This is a genomic window from Pseudomonas sp. NPDC077408 (genome assembly GCF_050269105.1).
In the GTDB taxonomy this organism is placed as follows: Bacteria; Pseudomonadota; Gammaproteobacteria; order Pseudomonadales; family Pseudomonadaceae; genus Stutzerimonas.
Genome location: NZ_JBNNHS010000004.1, coordinates 67,170 through 79,633, shown reverse-complemented (window position 1 = coordinate 79,633; position 12,464 = coordinate 67,170). Strand labels below are relative to the sequence as shown.

Genomic DNA, 12,464 nt, shown 5'->3' with positions numbered 1-12,464 from the left:
GCCCCTTTGGTAGGCGCGAGCTTGCTCGAAAGCGGGGCTGGACGCGGCTTTGGTTTTCTATTTCTCGCCTGTTTGCGGGCTGCTCGTCCTATTGAAAATGTATTGCACGTCGCTGCTCTACGACTCTTTTACCGTTGGTAAAACGGATGCCGGGTTGCCCGGTGACGTTTGTTGCTAGGGTGCTGCTCAGCGCCAAGATATGGGCAACAGACAAACCGTTGACCGTCTTGCTTGAACGCGATTTTCCTGGCTTTGCCGAGTGGGCAGTCGCGTTCACGTTGCCCGATGTTGCGGCTCTAAACCGAACTCTTGCAAGTGGATTGCAACGGCTTTTGCGTTGGGCAAATGTTGTTGGAATCCGATAGGACCAACAAAGAATGAATAATAAAAATACAGATTTCGACGTCATCATCGTCGGCGGCGGCACGAACGGCTTGTCAGCGGGCTGCTATCTGGGGCTGGAAGGCAAGAAGGTACTGGTGCTTGAAGCCCTGGACAAAGTCGGCGGAATGGCTTCCTCGGGATACTTGATCCCCGAGGCGCCCCAGCATCTCGTCCATCCCTGTGCACTGGACATGATGTCAATGCGGGTTCACGCCCATGTTCCGAAGGAACTTAATCTCGAACGGCACGGGTTCAGATCGATAGAGCTGACGCCGGGTTATGTCTACCTGCATCCGGACGGTACATCGCTAATCTTCTGGCGAGACCGTAACAGAACTGCAGCGGAAATCAGACGCTACAGCGAAGCTGACGCAGCGGCATTTCTCAAATTTATGGACGTGATCGACATGTTCCTGGACATCGCGTTGCCGATGATGCGCGCAGACCCGGCCGAACTGAATCTGGGGGCCAAGTTCAAGGTCATAGGCTCTGCGCTGAAGAACCGCAAGCTCAAACCCGAGCTGATGGCGCTGATGACCGGCTCGGCTCATCAAGCCGCCCGTGAACGCTTCGAGCATCCCGTGACGATATCGGCGATGTGCGCGCTGACCGGGCTCGCGGGCGATATAAGCGCCGATGGCGGCGGCATCTATTACGCGTTGCTGGGCTTCCTTCATCGCTTCGGCGTTGGTCGGGTTATGGGGGGGATGCAGAAGCTGAGCAACGCCATGCAGGCACGGCTTGAAGAGCTCGGTGGCCAAGTATTGGTCAGCGCATCGGTTGCTGAGATCGTCTCGGCTGGCGGTCGGGTCAAGGGCGTGCGGTTGGTCGACGGCCGCGAATTCACGGGGCGCGCGGTGATAGCCGGCTGTCATCCCAAAGTGGCGCTGGAAATGGTCAGCACGGGCGAAATTCCGTCCTATCTGTTGACGCGTATCGCGATGGCACCGGCCAACGCCAAAGGCTCCGGTCCGTTGAAAGTGGATGTCGCTTTGAGCGGGCAAATATCGGTGCCCCGGTATGAGGCGGCCAGAGGCGATGGAGTTGACCTACGCAACACCTGTCTGCTGATAGGTACCGAGGAGGCCGTACTGGAGAACTTTGCAGCCTCCATACGAGGTGAAGTGCCGACGCTTCCCTACATCACTATGGCAGCTCCCAGCGCGGCGGACCCGTCCCAGGCACCCGCAGGTCAGGACGTTTTATACATATATCCGCCAGTGATGCCGGTCAATCCCGTGGAAGGTTGGGACGCTATAAGAGAGCGTGTAGCCGATCAGATAATCGATCAGGCTTCGGAATATGTCGAGGGGCTCAAGGGCAACATCATCGGCCGGCGAATCGAGGCTGCACCTGACTTCACCGCGCGTTTAAATACGGTGAATGGCTGCGTAGTGCATATCGATACCACCACCCTGCGCTCCAGCACCATGCGTCCAGCCCATGGACTGGGCGGCAATACCTTGCCAGTGGAAGGTCTTTACCTTGGCAGTGCCGGCATCCATCCGGGCGGAGGTGTAAACGGCATGGCGGGACGTCTCGCGGCCAAGCGCGTAGCCAGATACCTGGCCAAGGTAAGCAAATACGGGAGTTGAACAAGCTGCGCGTCCTGCGCATGCGGGTTTCTCTGGATCGCTATCGGGGCGCCTGTACTTCACATCCAGGCGCAACCGAGATACCCGCCAGGATGAAATCCGCCGAATGTTGCCGCCAGATTGCCATGCCCTCGGGTGAGGCGGTATTCAGTCCGGTCAGGGTCGACATCGAATAACGATTGGTGAACCAGCCGGTGGTGACCAGCGCCGCTGTGGCAAGAAGCAATCTTGGATTGATTTCCTTCTTGAATTCTCCCGTGGCGGCGCCACGCTGGAGGATGTCATCGACTTTGGTAATTAGCCCCGGAGCCATTTCCAAGAACCGGTTGCGCGGGGTCTCGTGGGCATGGTGGTAACGGATGCCCTCCAGTGCCAGCGCGCCGAGTAGTGGGTCGTGGCAGTACTGGTCGAAGAATCGGTTAAGCATCGCTCGCAGCGCGGCGGGCGGCGTCAGCTGCTCTATTTCCAGCGCTACCAGCTCGGACATGATGCTTTCGGACGATTCATCGAGCACCGCGACGAACAGACTCTCCTTGGAGCCGTAGTAGTGATAGACCAGCTGCTTAGTGACGCCCGCTTCCTTCGCGATGGTTTCCACCCTCGCACCGCCAAGCCCTTTGCTGCCGAACTCGTTGCGCGCGGCAGCTAACAGTTTGTTCATAGTGTTGCGCTTGCCTGACTCGGCCGGCTCCGGACTCTTCACGTTCTTATTCTCCTTATCGTAACGCTGCCAGGGGATGGGCGTTCGTTTGACCATGGGTCAAACGAATCGAAGTACGTATTGCCGCAAAGGCGCCTACCATCGATTTCAGTGTTCAGCCCATGGTTCGGATTGATGTTGACTTGGGTGAGGGACTAGCCGCCTGGCTTCCGAATCGGACAGTTTTGGTGCGGTGAACGATAAAAACAAGAGACGCGTCATGCCAATCGAACCCCATCCGACCGGTGTTGATCGAAGCCTTTGCAAATTAAGGCGAATTGGTCGCAGCAAGACCTGATTCCGGTTTGCACGCTCGCGATCAGCTTGGCGATTTGCGCTGAGCTCGTGCATCGCGGGCAGGAATATCGGTGGATTGGAGCGCATCGCGGCAACTCGCTTCCCCACTGTTCGATGGCCGGAGAGTTTTGATGAGCACCGAAAATACCGCGATGGATCTGGAAATCGCTTACTCGGCGGTATCCGAAATGTACCGCGGCGCGGATCTGGACATCCACGCCCTCAGCCGGGAGATGCGCCACAACGCTCCCGTATACGAGGGTGATTTCGTGGCTCAGTTTGGCGTACCGACGAACGCCGGAATGCAACAGGGCACGCGCCCTACATTCACCCTGTTCCAGTACAGCGACGGGATGGCTGTCCTGCGGGACGGGACCAGTTTCACCAGCGGATTCATCGCTGAAGGACTGGGCGCGTTCTTCGATGGCCTGATCATTCTCGCCATGGACGGTGAGCAGCATCGGCGGGTGCGCGCGCTGTTGCAGCCAGCCTTCATGCCGCAAACAGTGAACAAATGGCGCGACAAGATTGACTACGTGATCCGCCATCATTTTCTTGAGCTCATGGTTGAACAGAAGCGCGCCGATTTGATGGACTTCGGGCTCAACTTTCCGATCCGTGAAATGTACGCGTTGATGGGCTTCCCTGATGGCGATCCGGAGAAGTACCGCCAGTACGCGGCCTGGGCATTGGCTATGGTCGGTGGCAATCAGATCGATCCGGCAAAAGCCCCTGAGGCCCGTCGCCAGGCGGGCATCGCAGTGAAGGCGTTTTATGATGCCATCATGGAAGTCGTTCTCCAGCGCCGCGCCGCAGGTAGTGAAGGCGATGATCTGATCGGTCAGTTGCTGCGCGCCGAGCACGAGGGCCGGATGCTGGATGACCACGAGGTCACCAGCTTTGTCCGTTCATTGCTGCCAGCCGCGGGCGAAACCACGACGCGTACCTGCAGCTCTGTGATCACCCTGATGATGACCACTCCGGGGCTGATCGACCGCATCCGGGCGGACTGCAACCTGATACCCGCGCTGATCGACGAGACCGTGCGCTATGAGCCTGTCGCCACATTCAAGGTTCGCGAGACGTCCAAGGATGTCGAGATCGGTGGCATGCAGATTCCCAAGGGTTCGTTCGTTCAGTGCATGGTCGTGTCGGCCAACCGTGACGAGGATGCGTTCGAGAACCCTGATTTGTTCGACATCGACCGCAAGACCAAGCCGTCATTTGGCTGGGTTCGGCCCGCAGATGTGCATCGGGCAGTTCGTAGCCAAGCTCGAGCTGACCTGTACGATCAACGCGATTCTCGACCTTTTTCCCAATATCCGCCGTGATGCAAGCAAGCCCGTGCCCGTGATCAGCGGTGCGCAACCGCGTGGCGTCTCTTCAATCCCGGTGATCTGGAACTGACCACCTCGGCTATGCCTGTACTTTAGCCACGACAATAAAATGAGGAACTCATGAGAACCTTTAACGCCATTCCAGAACGCGGAGACTTCGGCTTTCAGCAGCTGGTGGGGCCGCACAAGGTGACCGGTGCCGCCATGGCCGGTACTCGCGGTTTTTTTGGACTGCAGCTGAGCAAGAGCTCGCCGTTCGGTTCTGTCCGTGACGAAGAGGGCAATATCTATTCCTTCGTCCGATCGCTGATGGCGCCAAACGGTACGCCGAACCCAACCAAGTTCTTATACTTGAACAACCATGTGGACGGTAAGAACCTGCGCATGGATTTCGACAAGATGGCGCTGCAGGCCCTTACACCCATGCCAGTCCAGACCTTGGAAGGCGACACCGTGCGTTGGACGAACCAACCAGCAGAGCAAGGCAATCACTGGGAAATCACCGCCAATAGTGAACGGTTAACCTGGAAGGAAGACGGGCTGTTTCAGCTCGAAGGTCGTTTGCTTACCGGGTTGCAGTGGTATCTGCCGGGCGTGGAGTGGGGCACGTTCTACGTATCGCAGCTGTGGGATGTGGCTGGCGTGGTCGAGGGCCGTCCGGTGAAAGGCGCCATTGCACTCGATCAGTTTTACATGGCTGAAGGGGGCGCCATTCACTACAAAAAAGATCTGGTGGTGAATAACAACAAGCACGTCCTCTGGTGGTCCTTTGTCACGGTATACGAGGACGGCAGCTGGGATGCTGGCTCGTTCATGGTGGGCCACGACCACCTCGGTTACGCGATTTTCAACAATGAAAAAGGTGAGGTGCGCGTCACCACTGATATTGAAGGCCAGACCGAACACAAGGACGGCAGCTATTTCCTCAAGTCCGCGAAGATCGTCATCGAGGGCAGGGAAGAATGGGAGTTTCTGCCGGACGAGAAGGGCGAAATGATCGACTTCGTTGGCGGTTTTCCAGTTACCGCGCAGCAGGAAGGGCGCTGGCGTCGGGTGGGCGATAGCCGCGAGCCGTCGCATTGGCTTGGCTGGGGCGAGTCAGACCGACGCAACGGCTCGGCGCGCAACGTCCCTGGCGTGGATATCCGATAGCGAATCGGGTGGCTGCGGCGCATAAAGTATCGCGGCTTTCGTAAGAACAAAAATAAGAATGAGGAACGGCGATGAAATTCCGCGACAAAGTAGTGCTGATCACAGGCGCCGGCCGTGGCATGGGGCGCGCCATTGCCCTGGAATATGCCAAGCAGGGCGCCAAGATCGTGGTGTCGGCCCGGACAGCGAGATACGGCGAAGAAACCGTTGAACAGATCACCGCGCTCGGTGGCAGTGCCTGTTTGGTCGGGGGCGATATCGCTGATCGAACAGCGATAAAAACGATGGTCGACGGCGGCGCGGAAGCATTCGGCGCGCTGGATATCGTAGTGCATTGCGCTGCTGACGCCCCTCATGGACTCATCGCCGAGATGACTGACGACAGCATCGATCGTCTCGTGCGCAGCAACGTCCAATCGCTATTTTGGCTGGCTAAGGATGCCGCGCCGCATTTATCCAAAGCGAAGGACAAAGGTCGCCTCATTTTCATTTCTTCTGGCGAAGCCAACCGCAAATACACGCCGATGCTGATCGGTTATGGCTCGAGCAAGGCGTTCATGAACGCTTTCGCACGCGGGCTGGCGGTGGAGTTCGGACCGTTGAACATCCTGGTCAACGTGGTCGAGCCAGGCCTGATCGGCACTGACCGGATGACCGAAGCGCTGGGCGAAGATCTGCCCCATAAGCTGGCTGAGCATTTCCCGGTTGCGCGCCTCGGGCAGGCTCTGGACATCGCTAATGCCGTGCTGTTTCTGACCTCCAACGAGGCCTCCTACATAACCGGCACGTCGCTGCTGGTGGACGGCGGCGCAACCATGGTCTCACTGCCGATCGATGAAATACTCAAGGGGCACTAACCACGTCACCCATTCATCGCCCGCGGAGTGCGCCAGGAGTCTCGTCATGACATCGACAAACGAAACAAATGAGTTCAAGCAGGGCTGGCGCATCGTGCTGCTTGGTTTGGTAGGCATCTGCACCAGCATCACCGCCGCGTTGCTCTATGGCTTCGGGACCATGGTCATCCCGCTGGAACAGGCCTTCGGCTGGAGCCGGGGCGATCTGCAAGCGTCCATCACGTTCCTGTTTGCCGGAGTCGCCATTTCCACTCAATTGGTTGGCCCGCTGTACCGGCGCTTCGGGCTTCGACGGGTCGCCATCATTTCTATCGTGCTGCAAATCATCGGCTATTTCGCGATCACCCAAATCGAGGGTTCGATCGGCTGGTTGTACCTGGCTTTTTTTCTGATGCCGATCGTGTGCGCGGGGACTATCGCGATCACCTGGACCCAGCTGGTCAATCTGTGGTTTGAGAGGAACCGGGGGCTGGCGTTGGCGGTCATTCTTTGCGGGACTGGGCTGATGGCAATGGTCTTGCCCCCGCTGGTGGCGCGGCTCGTTTCGGAGTACGGCTGGCAGGCGGGTTTTTTCGCGCTGGGTGCGATGCCGCTATTGGCGACCTTGCCGCTGTCGTTGCTGTGGTTGCGCTTGCCCTCGGAGACTGTGGCCCGAAATCAGACTGCAGAGAATAAAAGCACTGAACTGCCCGGTATGTCATATAAGCAAGCCCTGCGTTCCGGAACCTACTGGGGTTTCAACGTTGCGTTGATTCTGTCGGTGTCGCTTACCGTCGGTATGGTCACCAATATGGTGCCGATGCTTCAAGGCACAGGTTTGAGCGCGCAGACGGCTGCTCAGGTCTTCGGAACCTTCGGCATCGCGATCATCGTCGGGCGGCTGCTGGTCGGCTATCTGCTAGACCGCTATTCGCCATCGCTCGTGGCCGCGATCAGCTTGGCTCTGCCGGCGGTTGGCTGCGCCATCTTTCTGTTTTCCGATGGCCAGAACGTGCCGCTGTTGGTGTTGGCTACGCTGACCATCGGGGCGAGTGCCGGTGCTGAGTTCGACCTGGCGGCGTTCCTGATGGCGCGCTATTTCGGACTCAAGGACTACGCCCGCATATTCGGCCTGCACTTGGGGTTGATTACCGTTGTCTCAGGCATGGTGCCAATGCTTTTTGGTTACCTGTTCGAGCTTTATGACGGTTACTCCGCTGTGCTGACGAGCTGTCTGGTTTTCGCGATTGTTGGCCCGTCGATTTTGCTCTGGCTGAGGATGGAGCCGGCATATCGCGCCCGCCAACAGCAAACCGCCTGAGGCGACTGCCCAGGCTTTAACCATGACCGGCGGGTACAGCTGCCTTCATCGAAACGAGGAAATCAAATGAGTGACGAGGCAAAACAAGCTATCGAACGCTTCCTGCATGGCCAAGTGGAGTGCTGGAACAACGGCGACAAGGAAGGTTTTTTCGAGCATTACCGCAGCGTGACTCGTAGCGGTCTGAGCATTGAATTCGTGGGACGACCGCTGCCGACGGACTCTTGGGAAATCCTCGAAGGGATGTGGGCGCAGCAACAACCGCGCTGCCGCATCGAAGTCAGGGAAACCATCATTAACGGTGAAGAGGCCGCGTGCTACCACTACAACGCAATGCGTGACGGTAATGGTGGTATCGAAACCATTGAGCTGTACCGCTTCGACGGCGGCAGGCTGTGGGTGCGTTATTTCATCAAGAACTGATATCAGCCGTGTAGAGGCTGATGAGCAAGCAAGAGGCGGGATGCCGCCCCTTGTCTGTGTTTTTCCGCCAATTTTGTTCGGTTGGTTTCTGCGAACCCGATATTTAGGCTACATCCTTTTTGCGTAACGACCAGTACCCTTTTAGCAGCAGCAGCGGCAGGTACATAATCACGCGCAACCCTAGCAATCGAGCGGCTTGCCAGCAATCTTCCGGCTTGATCAGAAGGGTAGTGCTCATGGCGCCCATGACCTTGCCTTTGACTATCAATCGCTCGCCATCGCGGGAGATGGACTTGATGTCCATCATTTCCACGCCTTCTTTGCTGAATATCTTCATCGTTTAAAGCGCTCCCCGACGAGATTACCGCGTCTCAGCGGCGATGCGTTGTCTGTGCCTCGCAGACACGGTGCGCGTATCTGGCAGGAGTGATTAGTCGGCGACGGTTCATGCTTGGACCAGTTTGTCGAAATCATAGTCATATTCTTCCAGCAATACGCGTGCGACGTTGCGGCCGGATGCTGCGGTTACTCCGCCGCCCGGGTGTGTACTGGCGCCTGCCATATAGAGTCCCTCGACCGGTGACTTGTACTGGGCATAGCCAGGGGCTGGTCGGTTGCCGGCGATCTGCCAGGAGTATGAGCCGAAGTGCAGGATGTCGGCGCCGATCATGGCGTTGTTGTGGCGTTCGATGTCCAGCGGAGTCATCCAGGAAAAGCCGAGGATGTTGTCGTCGTCCATGTTGGTGGTGAGCTTGCGCAGGTCGTCGAGGAAGGAGTGGGCCACCTCTTTTCCGATGTCGTCCCAGCGCTGGGCACCTCCCTTGAGGTTGTAGGGGCAGAAGGCGTACATGTTGAGCACGCGACTGCCTTCAGGGGCGCGGGTCTTGTCGTAGGTGTCCTGGGTCACGTACGCGATGAAGTCGCGGCGCGGGATACCGTACTCCAGATCGCGGAAGGCCCGGGCGAACTCCTCTGGGTCGGAATGCGAGCGCTCCACCCAGAAGAAATCGTCCACCGCCGGGCCGACCTTGTAGCGCGGTGCCTCGCGCAGGGCGACGTGCATGTTGAACGGCTGGAAGCTGCTGTGCTTGAGGGTGCGGATTCGCTGCTCGAAGCCTTCGGGTAATTCGCAGCCGGGCACCATGTCGGGGAACACCTGCTTTGCGTGCAGCGTGGAGATCACCCCCTGGCGGGCCAGGATCTCCTCGCCGCTCTCAAGGATTACGCCAATGACTTTGCCGCCCTCGATCTTAAATTGCTTGACCGGTGCTTCGGTCCGCACTTCGCCGCCATGATGCTCCAGGCACGCGCGCAGGGCATCGGCAAAGGCGCCGGAGCCGCCGACCGGGATGCCTACACCATAGCGGTGCATCAGCGGCAGGATGATGTAAAAGCCGAAGCCGGTACCGTTATCGAACGGATTCATCATCGCCTCGGAGGCATAGCGGGCCAGGGCGATCTTGACCTTGTCGTTCTCGAACCATTCACTGATGTAGTCCCATGCGCTCATCGCCTGGGTGCGCATCAGTTCCTGGCCAACGAGGCTCTGCTCCATCATCAACGCCTGGTGCGAGGCGCTGGGCGGCGTATTGAACATGCCCATGACAAGCATGTCGAGGTTCTGAAATACCTGATGGTTGAAGCGACGATAGGCGTCGGCGTCGCGCTCGGAGAACTTGGCGATAGCCTGGCAGGTACGCTCCAGGTCGGTATAGAACTCCAAAGTGCTGCCGTCGTCGTAAAAGATCGCGGTCATCTTGTCGGGATTGATGTATGTAAGGCCGAACTTGGCTTTCAGTTCCAGTTCGTCGTTGCGCAGCAGCGGATTGGCTTGCAGCAGCGTATGTGCCACCGAGCAGACATCATGTTTGAAGCCGGGCACAGTCAGTTCGCGGGTCATGACCCCGCCGCCGACCTTGTCATTCTTTTCCACCACGCACACGCTGCGCCCGGCCTTGGCCAGATAGCAGGCGGCGACCAGGCCGTTGTGGCCACCACCGGCGATGACGATGTCGTAGGTCTTGCTCATCTTCTTGTCCTTTTTCTGTCGATGTTGGTGTTGGATTCGCGCGCTCAGTCGTCGGGGTAGCGCTCCACGGGCATGACGCTGGGGCCAAGGATCGGTCCGACCCGCTCATGGCCCCAGACGCTCAGGTGCTCGGGGTTCAGCTCAAAGCCGTCGTGGTGCCAGGGCTGCAGTTCGTGGATGCACTCCACGGCGAAGCCGGACGGGCTGAAGTGGTAGAAGGAAACGTGCGGATCCTGGCTGTGCTGGCCGAGGGTCATCTGCATCGGCAGCTCGCGTTTGCGCACGATGTCGTAGGTTTCGCCGAGGTCGCGCAGGCTTCTGACAAACAGCCCGATGTGTTGCACGCCTTTCATGCCGGGAGCGTGGCCGAAGGCGATGTCATGGCTGGTCTTGTCGTTGAGCTTGGCGCGGAAGAAGCCGGTGCGGCCCTTGCCGGCGCCGGCGCCGTACCAGTGAAAGCCCATCAGGTCGATGAAGAAGGCTTCCAGTTCCGGGCCGTAATCCGGAGTCATCAGGACGATGTGGCCTACGCCGCGCTCGCCGGCGATGAAGCCGCCGTGCGGACGGCCGGGGACGAACGAGCGGGGCGTCCATTTCTGCGCGTAGAACAGTTCATGGCGGTAGCCCGCCGGACAGCGGAACCGCACCAGCTCGCGCACGCCGCGTATCTCGCAGAGGGCGGCGTTACCCACCTCTAGGGCCACGCCGGCGTCGCAGAAGCGCGCCACCGCCGCGTCGAAGGCTTGTCGCCCGCGCGCTTCCCAGCCGATGTAGGCGATGCGGTCGACGGGGCCGGGGTGGAAGGCAATGCGGTGGCGGCGGTCGTCGCTGCGCAGGTACAGGGAGTCGGGGTCGCCCGCCGGGGCGTTGCCCAGCCCCAGGGCAAGTACCTGCGGTGCGTACTCGTGCCAGGCGTCCAGGTTCGGGCTTTCGAAGCCCAGGTAGCCAATGCCGATGATGTCCATGCTGGCCTCGTGTCGTTGTCTTGAGCCGTCCCCTCCCAGCCTGCCCGGGAGGGCGCCTTGGCCTTTCCTACAACGCGGTCTGGGCGTCCGCCTGGGCGAACATCGCGTTGATGTCACCGGAGGTCACCGGCTTGCCTTTCTCGCGCTTGGGCGCAGCCCCGCCCATGCCCAATGCGGGCTCGATATTGACGTGCGTGGCCTGGGCGCGCAGCGCGCCGACCGTGCAGTTGTCCCGTCCGAGCAGGGAGAACGGGTCGTAGGAGAACTCACGCATGGCGTTGAGGTGGGTGACCTTGTGGATGGTCGCCTCGGGGAGCTTGCGCAGGCTTTCCCAAGCCACTTCCGGCGAATACGGCCAGGTGCAGTCGGAGTGTGGGTAGTCGCATTCCCAGGTAACCATGTCCTCGCCCACGTCCGGCAGGTTGCGCAAGCCGAAATCGTCTTCGATGAAGCAGGTGATGATGTGCTTGCGGAAGATATCGCTGGGCTTCTTGCCGCCGAAATCGGCATTGGTCCAAGCGTGGTGATGGCGGTGGGTGAAGTCGGCGCGTTCCAGCAGATAGGGAATCCAGCCGATGCCGCCTTCGGACAGGGCCATGCGCAGGTCCGGGAACTTGTTCCACATCGGCGCCCAAATCCAATCGGCCGCCGAGTTAGCGATGGAGATCGGCATGGAGGTGATCCAGGCGTCGATCGGCGACAGGTCGGAGGCGTGCTCGGCCTTGATGCCGGTGCCGATGTGGCAGCAGATCACCACCTGGTTATCGGCGCAGGCCCTCCACAGCGGATCCCAATAGTCGCTGTGAATCGAAGGGAAACCGTGCAGCACTGGATTGTCAGACAACGACAATGCATGTACACCAAGCTTCGCCATGCGCTGGACTTCGGCCGCGGCGGCCTGCATATCCCACCATGGCACCAGCATCAGCGGAATGAAGCGGCCCGGTGCGAAGTTGCACCAGTCGTGCAGATGCCAGTCGTTGTAAGCCTGGATCGCGGCCAGGGACACGGCGCGGTCTGGATGGTTCTGAAAGCGCTGGCCGGCGAAGCCGGGAAAGGTCGGAAAGCAGATCGAGCCGAGGATGCCGTTTGCGCTCATGTCGTCGACCCGGGCCTTGATGTCCCATGTGCCGCGGCGCATGTGCTCGTAGCCCAGCGGTTCCATGCCGTACTCCTCCTTGGGCCGGCCCACTACCGAGTTGAGGCCCATGTAGCCGGTGGCCTGGCCTTCAAATACCCAGACGTCGCGGCCGCCGTGCTGCTCGACATGCGGCTGACGCCCCTTGAAGCGCTCCGGCATGTGGCGGTCGAAGGCCCCGGCCGGTTCGATGGCGTGGTCGTCTACGCTGACGAGGATCATGTCTTCGAGTTTCATGCTTGTTGTTCTCCGTGGTTGGCCGCAGCGGCTGCAGCCTTAACCCCAGT

The 12,464-nt window shown here is 59.5% G+C and carries 10 protein-coding genes and 1 pseudogene; 6 read left to right on the top strand and 5 right to left on the bottom strand.

The window, feature by feature from the left end:
• Positions 1-377: 377 nt before the first annotated feature.
• On the top strand, positions 378-1,979 hold the full coding sequence (locus ACQKEK_RS12905; protein ID WP_042928767.1) for a phytoene desaturase family protein: 1,602 nt from the start codon (positions 378-380) through the stop codon (positions 1,977-1,979).
• A gap of 40 nt (positions 1,980-2,019) precedes the next feature.
• On the opposite strand, the gene ACQKEK_RS12900 is transcribed toward ACQKEK_RS12905, so the two are convergent.
• On the bottom strand, positions 2,020-2,682 hold the full coding sequence (locus ACQKEK_RS12900; protein WP_042928769.1) for a TetR/AcrR family transcriptional regulator: 663 nt from the start codon (positions 2,680-2,682) through the stop codon (positions 2,020-2,022).
• A gap of 425 nt (positions 2,683-3,107) precedes the next feature.
• Here ACQKEK_RS12900 and ACQKEK_RS12895 point away from each other — a divergent pair.
• The 5 genes and pseudogenes from ACQKEK_RS12895 to ACQKEK_RS12875 all read left to right on the top strand — a co-directional run bounded on the left by ACQKEK_RS12895 (position 3,108) and on the right by ACQKEK_RS12875 (position 8,045).
• Positions 3,108-4,383, top strand: a pseudogene (locus tag ACQKEK_RS12895) (cytochrome P450).
• 50 nt (positions 4,384-4,433) lie between these two features.
• Entirely contained in the window at positions 4,434-5,465 is a 1,032-nt protein-coding gene (locus tag ACQKEK_RS12890) for a hypothetical protein (protein ID WP_042928770.1), read from the top strand.
• A 71-nt stretch (positions 5,466-5,536) separates the two neighbouring features.
• Positions 5,537-6,322 carry an SDR family NAD(P)-dependent oxidoreductase gene (locus ACQKEK_RS12885; RefSeq protein ID WP_042928771.1) on the top strand — a complete coding sequence of 262 codons (786 nt, stop codon included), beginning with the start codon at positions 5,537-5,539 and terminating at the stop codon, positions 6,320-6,322.
• Positions 6,323-6,368: 46 nt separating this feature from the next.
• Positions 6,369-7,622, top strand: coding sequence for an MFS transporter (locus ACQKEK_RS12880; RefSeq protein ID WP_042928772.1), 1,254 nt, complete (start codon positions 6,369-6,371; stop codon positions 7,620-7,622).
• 66 nt (positions 7,623-7,688) lie between these two features.
• Positions 7,689-8,045, top strand: coding sequence for a hypothetical protein (locus ACQKEK_RS12875; RefSeq protein WP_042928773.1), 357 nt, complete (start codon positions 7,689-7,691; stop codon positions 8,043-8,045).
• Between the two features lie 103 nt (positions 8,046-8,148).
• Here the strand turns inward: ACQKEK_RS12875 and ACQKEK_RS12870 are convergent, their stop codons facing one another.
• The 4 genes from ACQKEK_RS12870 to ACQKEK_RS12855 all read right to left on the bottom strand — a co-directional run bounded on the left by ACQKEK_RS12870 (position 8,149) and on the right by ACQKEK_RS12855 (position 12,414).
• Positions 8,149-8,382 (bottom strand): hypothetical protein, encoded by a 234-nt coding sequence (locus ACQKEK_RS12870; RefSeq protein WP_021207985.1) that lies wholly within the window; start codon positions 8,380-8,382, stop codon positions 8,149-8,151.
• A gap of 108 nt (positions 8,383-8,490) precedes the next feature.
• Complete coding sequence (locus ACQKEK_RS12865) at positions 8,491-10,074, bottom strand: phytoene desaturase family protein (RefSeq protein WP_021207984.1); 1,584 nt, start codon at positions 10,072-10,074, stop codon at positions 8,491-8,493.
• A 44-nt stretch (positions 10,075-10,118) separates the two neighbouring features.
• Positions 10,119-11,039: a VOC family protein gene (locus ACQKEK_RS12860; protein ID WP_021207983.1), complete on the bottom strand. Its 921-nt coding sequence runs from the start codon at positions 11,037-11,039 to the stop codon at positions 10,119-10,121.
• 67 nt (positions 11,040-11,106) lie between these two features.
• Positions 11,107-12,414, bottom strand: coding sequence for an amidohydrolase family protein (locus ACQKEK_RS12855; RefSeq protein ID WP_392633772.1), 1,308 nt, complete (start codon positions 12,412-12,414; stop codon positions 11,107-11,109).
• Between the last annotated feature and the right edge of the window lie 50 nt (positions 12,415-12,464).

Excerpts from the sequence above, each read along its gene's own strand:
- ACQKEK_RS12905 (WP_042928767.1), top strand. The coding sequence starts at position 378 with ATGAATAATAAAAATACAGATTTCGACGTCATCATCGTCGGCGGCGGC.
- ACQKEK_RS12890 (WP_042928770.1), top strand. The coding sequence starts at position 4,434 with ATGAGAACCTTTAACGCCATTCCAGAACGCGGAGACTTCGGCTTTCAG.
- ACQKEK_RS12885 (WP_042928771.1), top strand. The coding sequence starts at position 5,537 with ATGAAATTCCGCGACAAAGTAGTGCTGATCACAGGCGCCGGCCGTGGC.
- ACQKEK_RS12880 (WP_042928772.1), top strand. The coding sequence starts at position 6,369 with ATGACATCGACAAACGAAACAAATGAGTTCAAGCAGGGCTGGCGCATC.
- ACQKEK_RS12875 (WP_042928773.1), top strand. The coding sequence starts at position 7,689 with ATGAGTGACGAGGCAAAACAAGCTATCGAACGCTTCCTGCATGGCCAA.
- ACQKEK_RS12870 (WP_021207985.1), bottom strand. The coding sequence starts at position 8,382 with ATGAAGATATTCAGCAAAGAAGGCGTGGAAATGATGGACATCAAGTCC.
- ACQKEK_RS12865 (WP_021207984.1), bottom strand. The coding sequence starts at position 10,074 with ATGAGCAAGACCTACGACATCGTCATCGCCGGTGGTGGCCACAACGGC.
- ACQKEK_RS12860 (WP_021207983.1), bottom strand. The coding sequence starts at position 11,039 with ATGGACATCATCGGCATTGGCTACCTGGGCTTCGAAAGCCCGAACCTG.
- ACQKEK_RS12855 (WP_392633772.1), bottom strand. The coding sequence starts at position 12,414 with ATGAAACTCGAAGACATGATCCTCGTCAGCGTAGACGACCACGCCATC.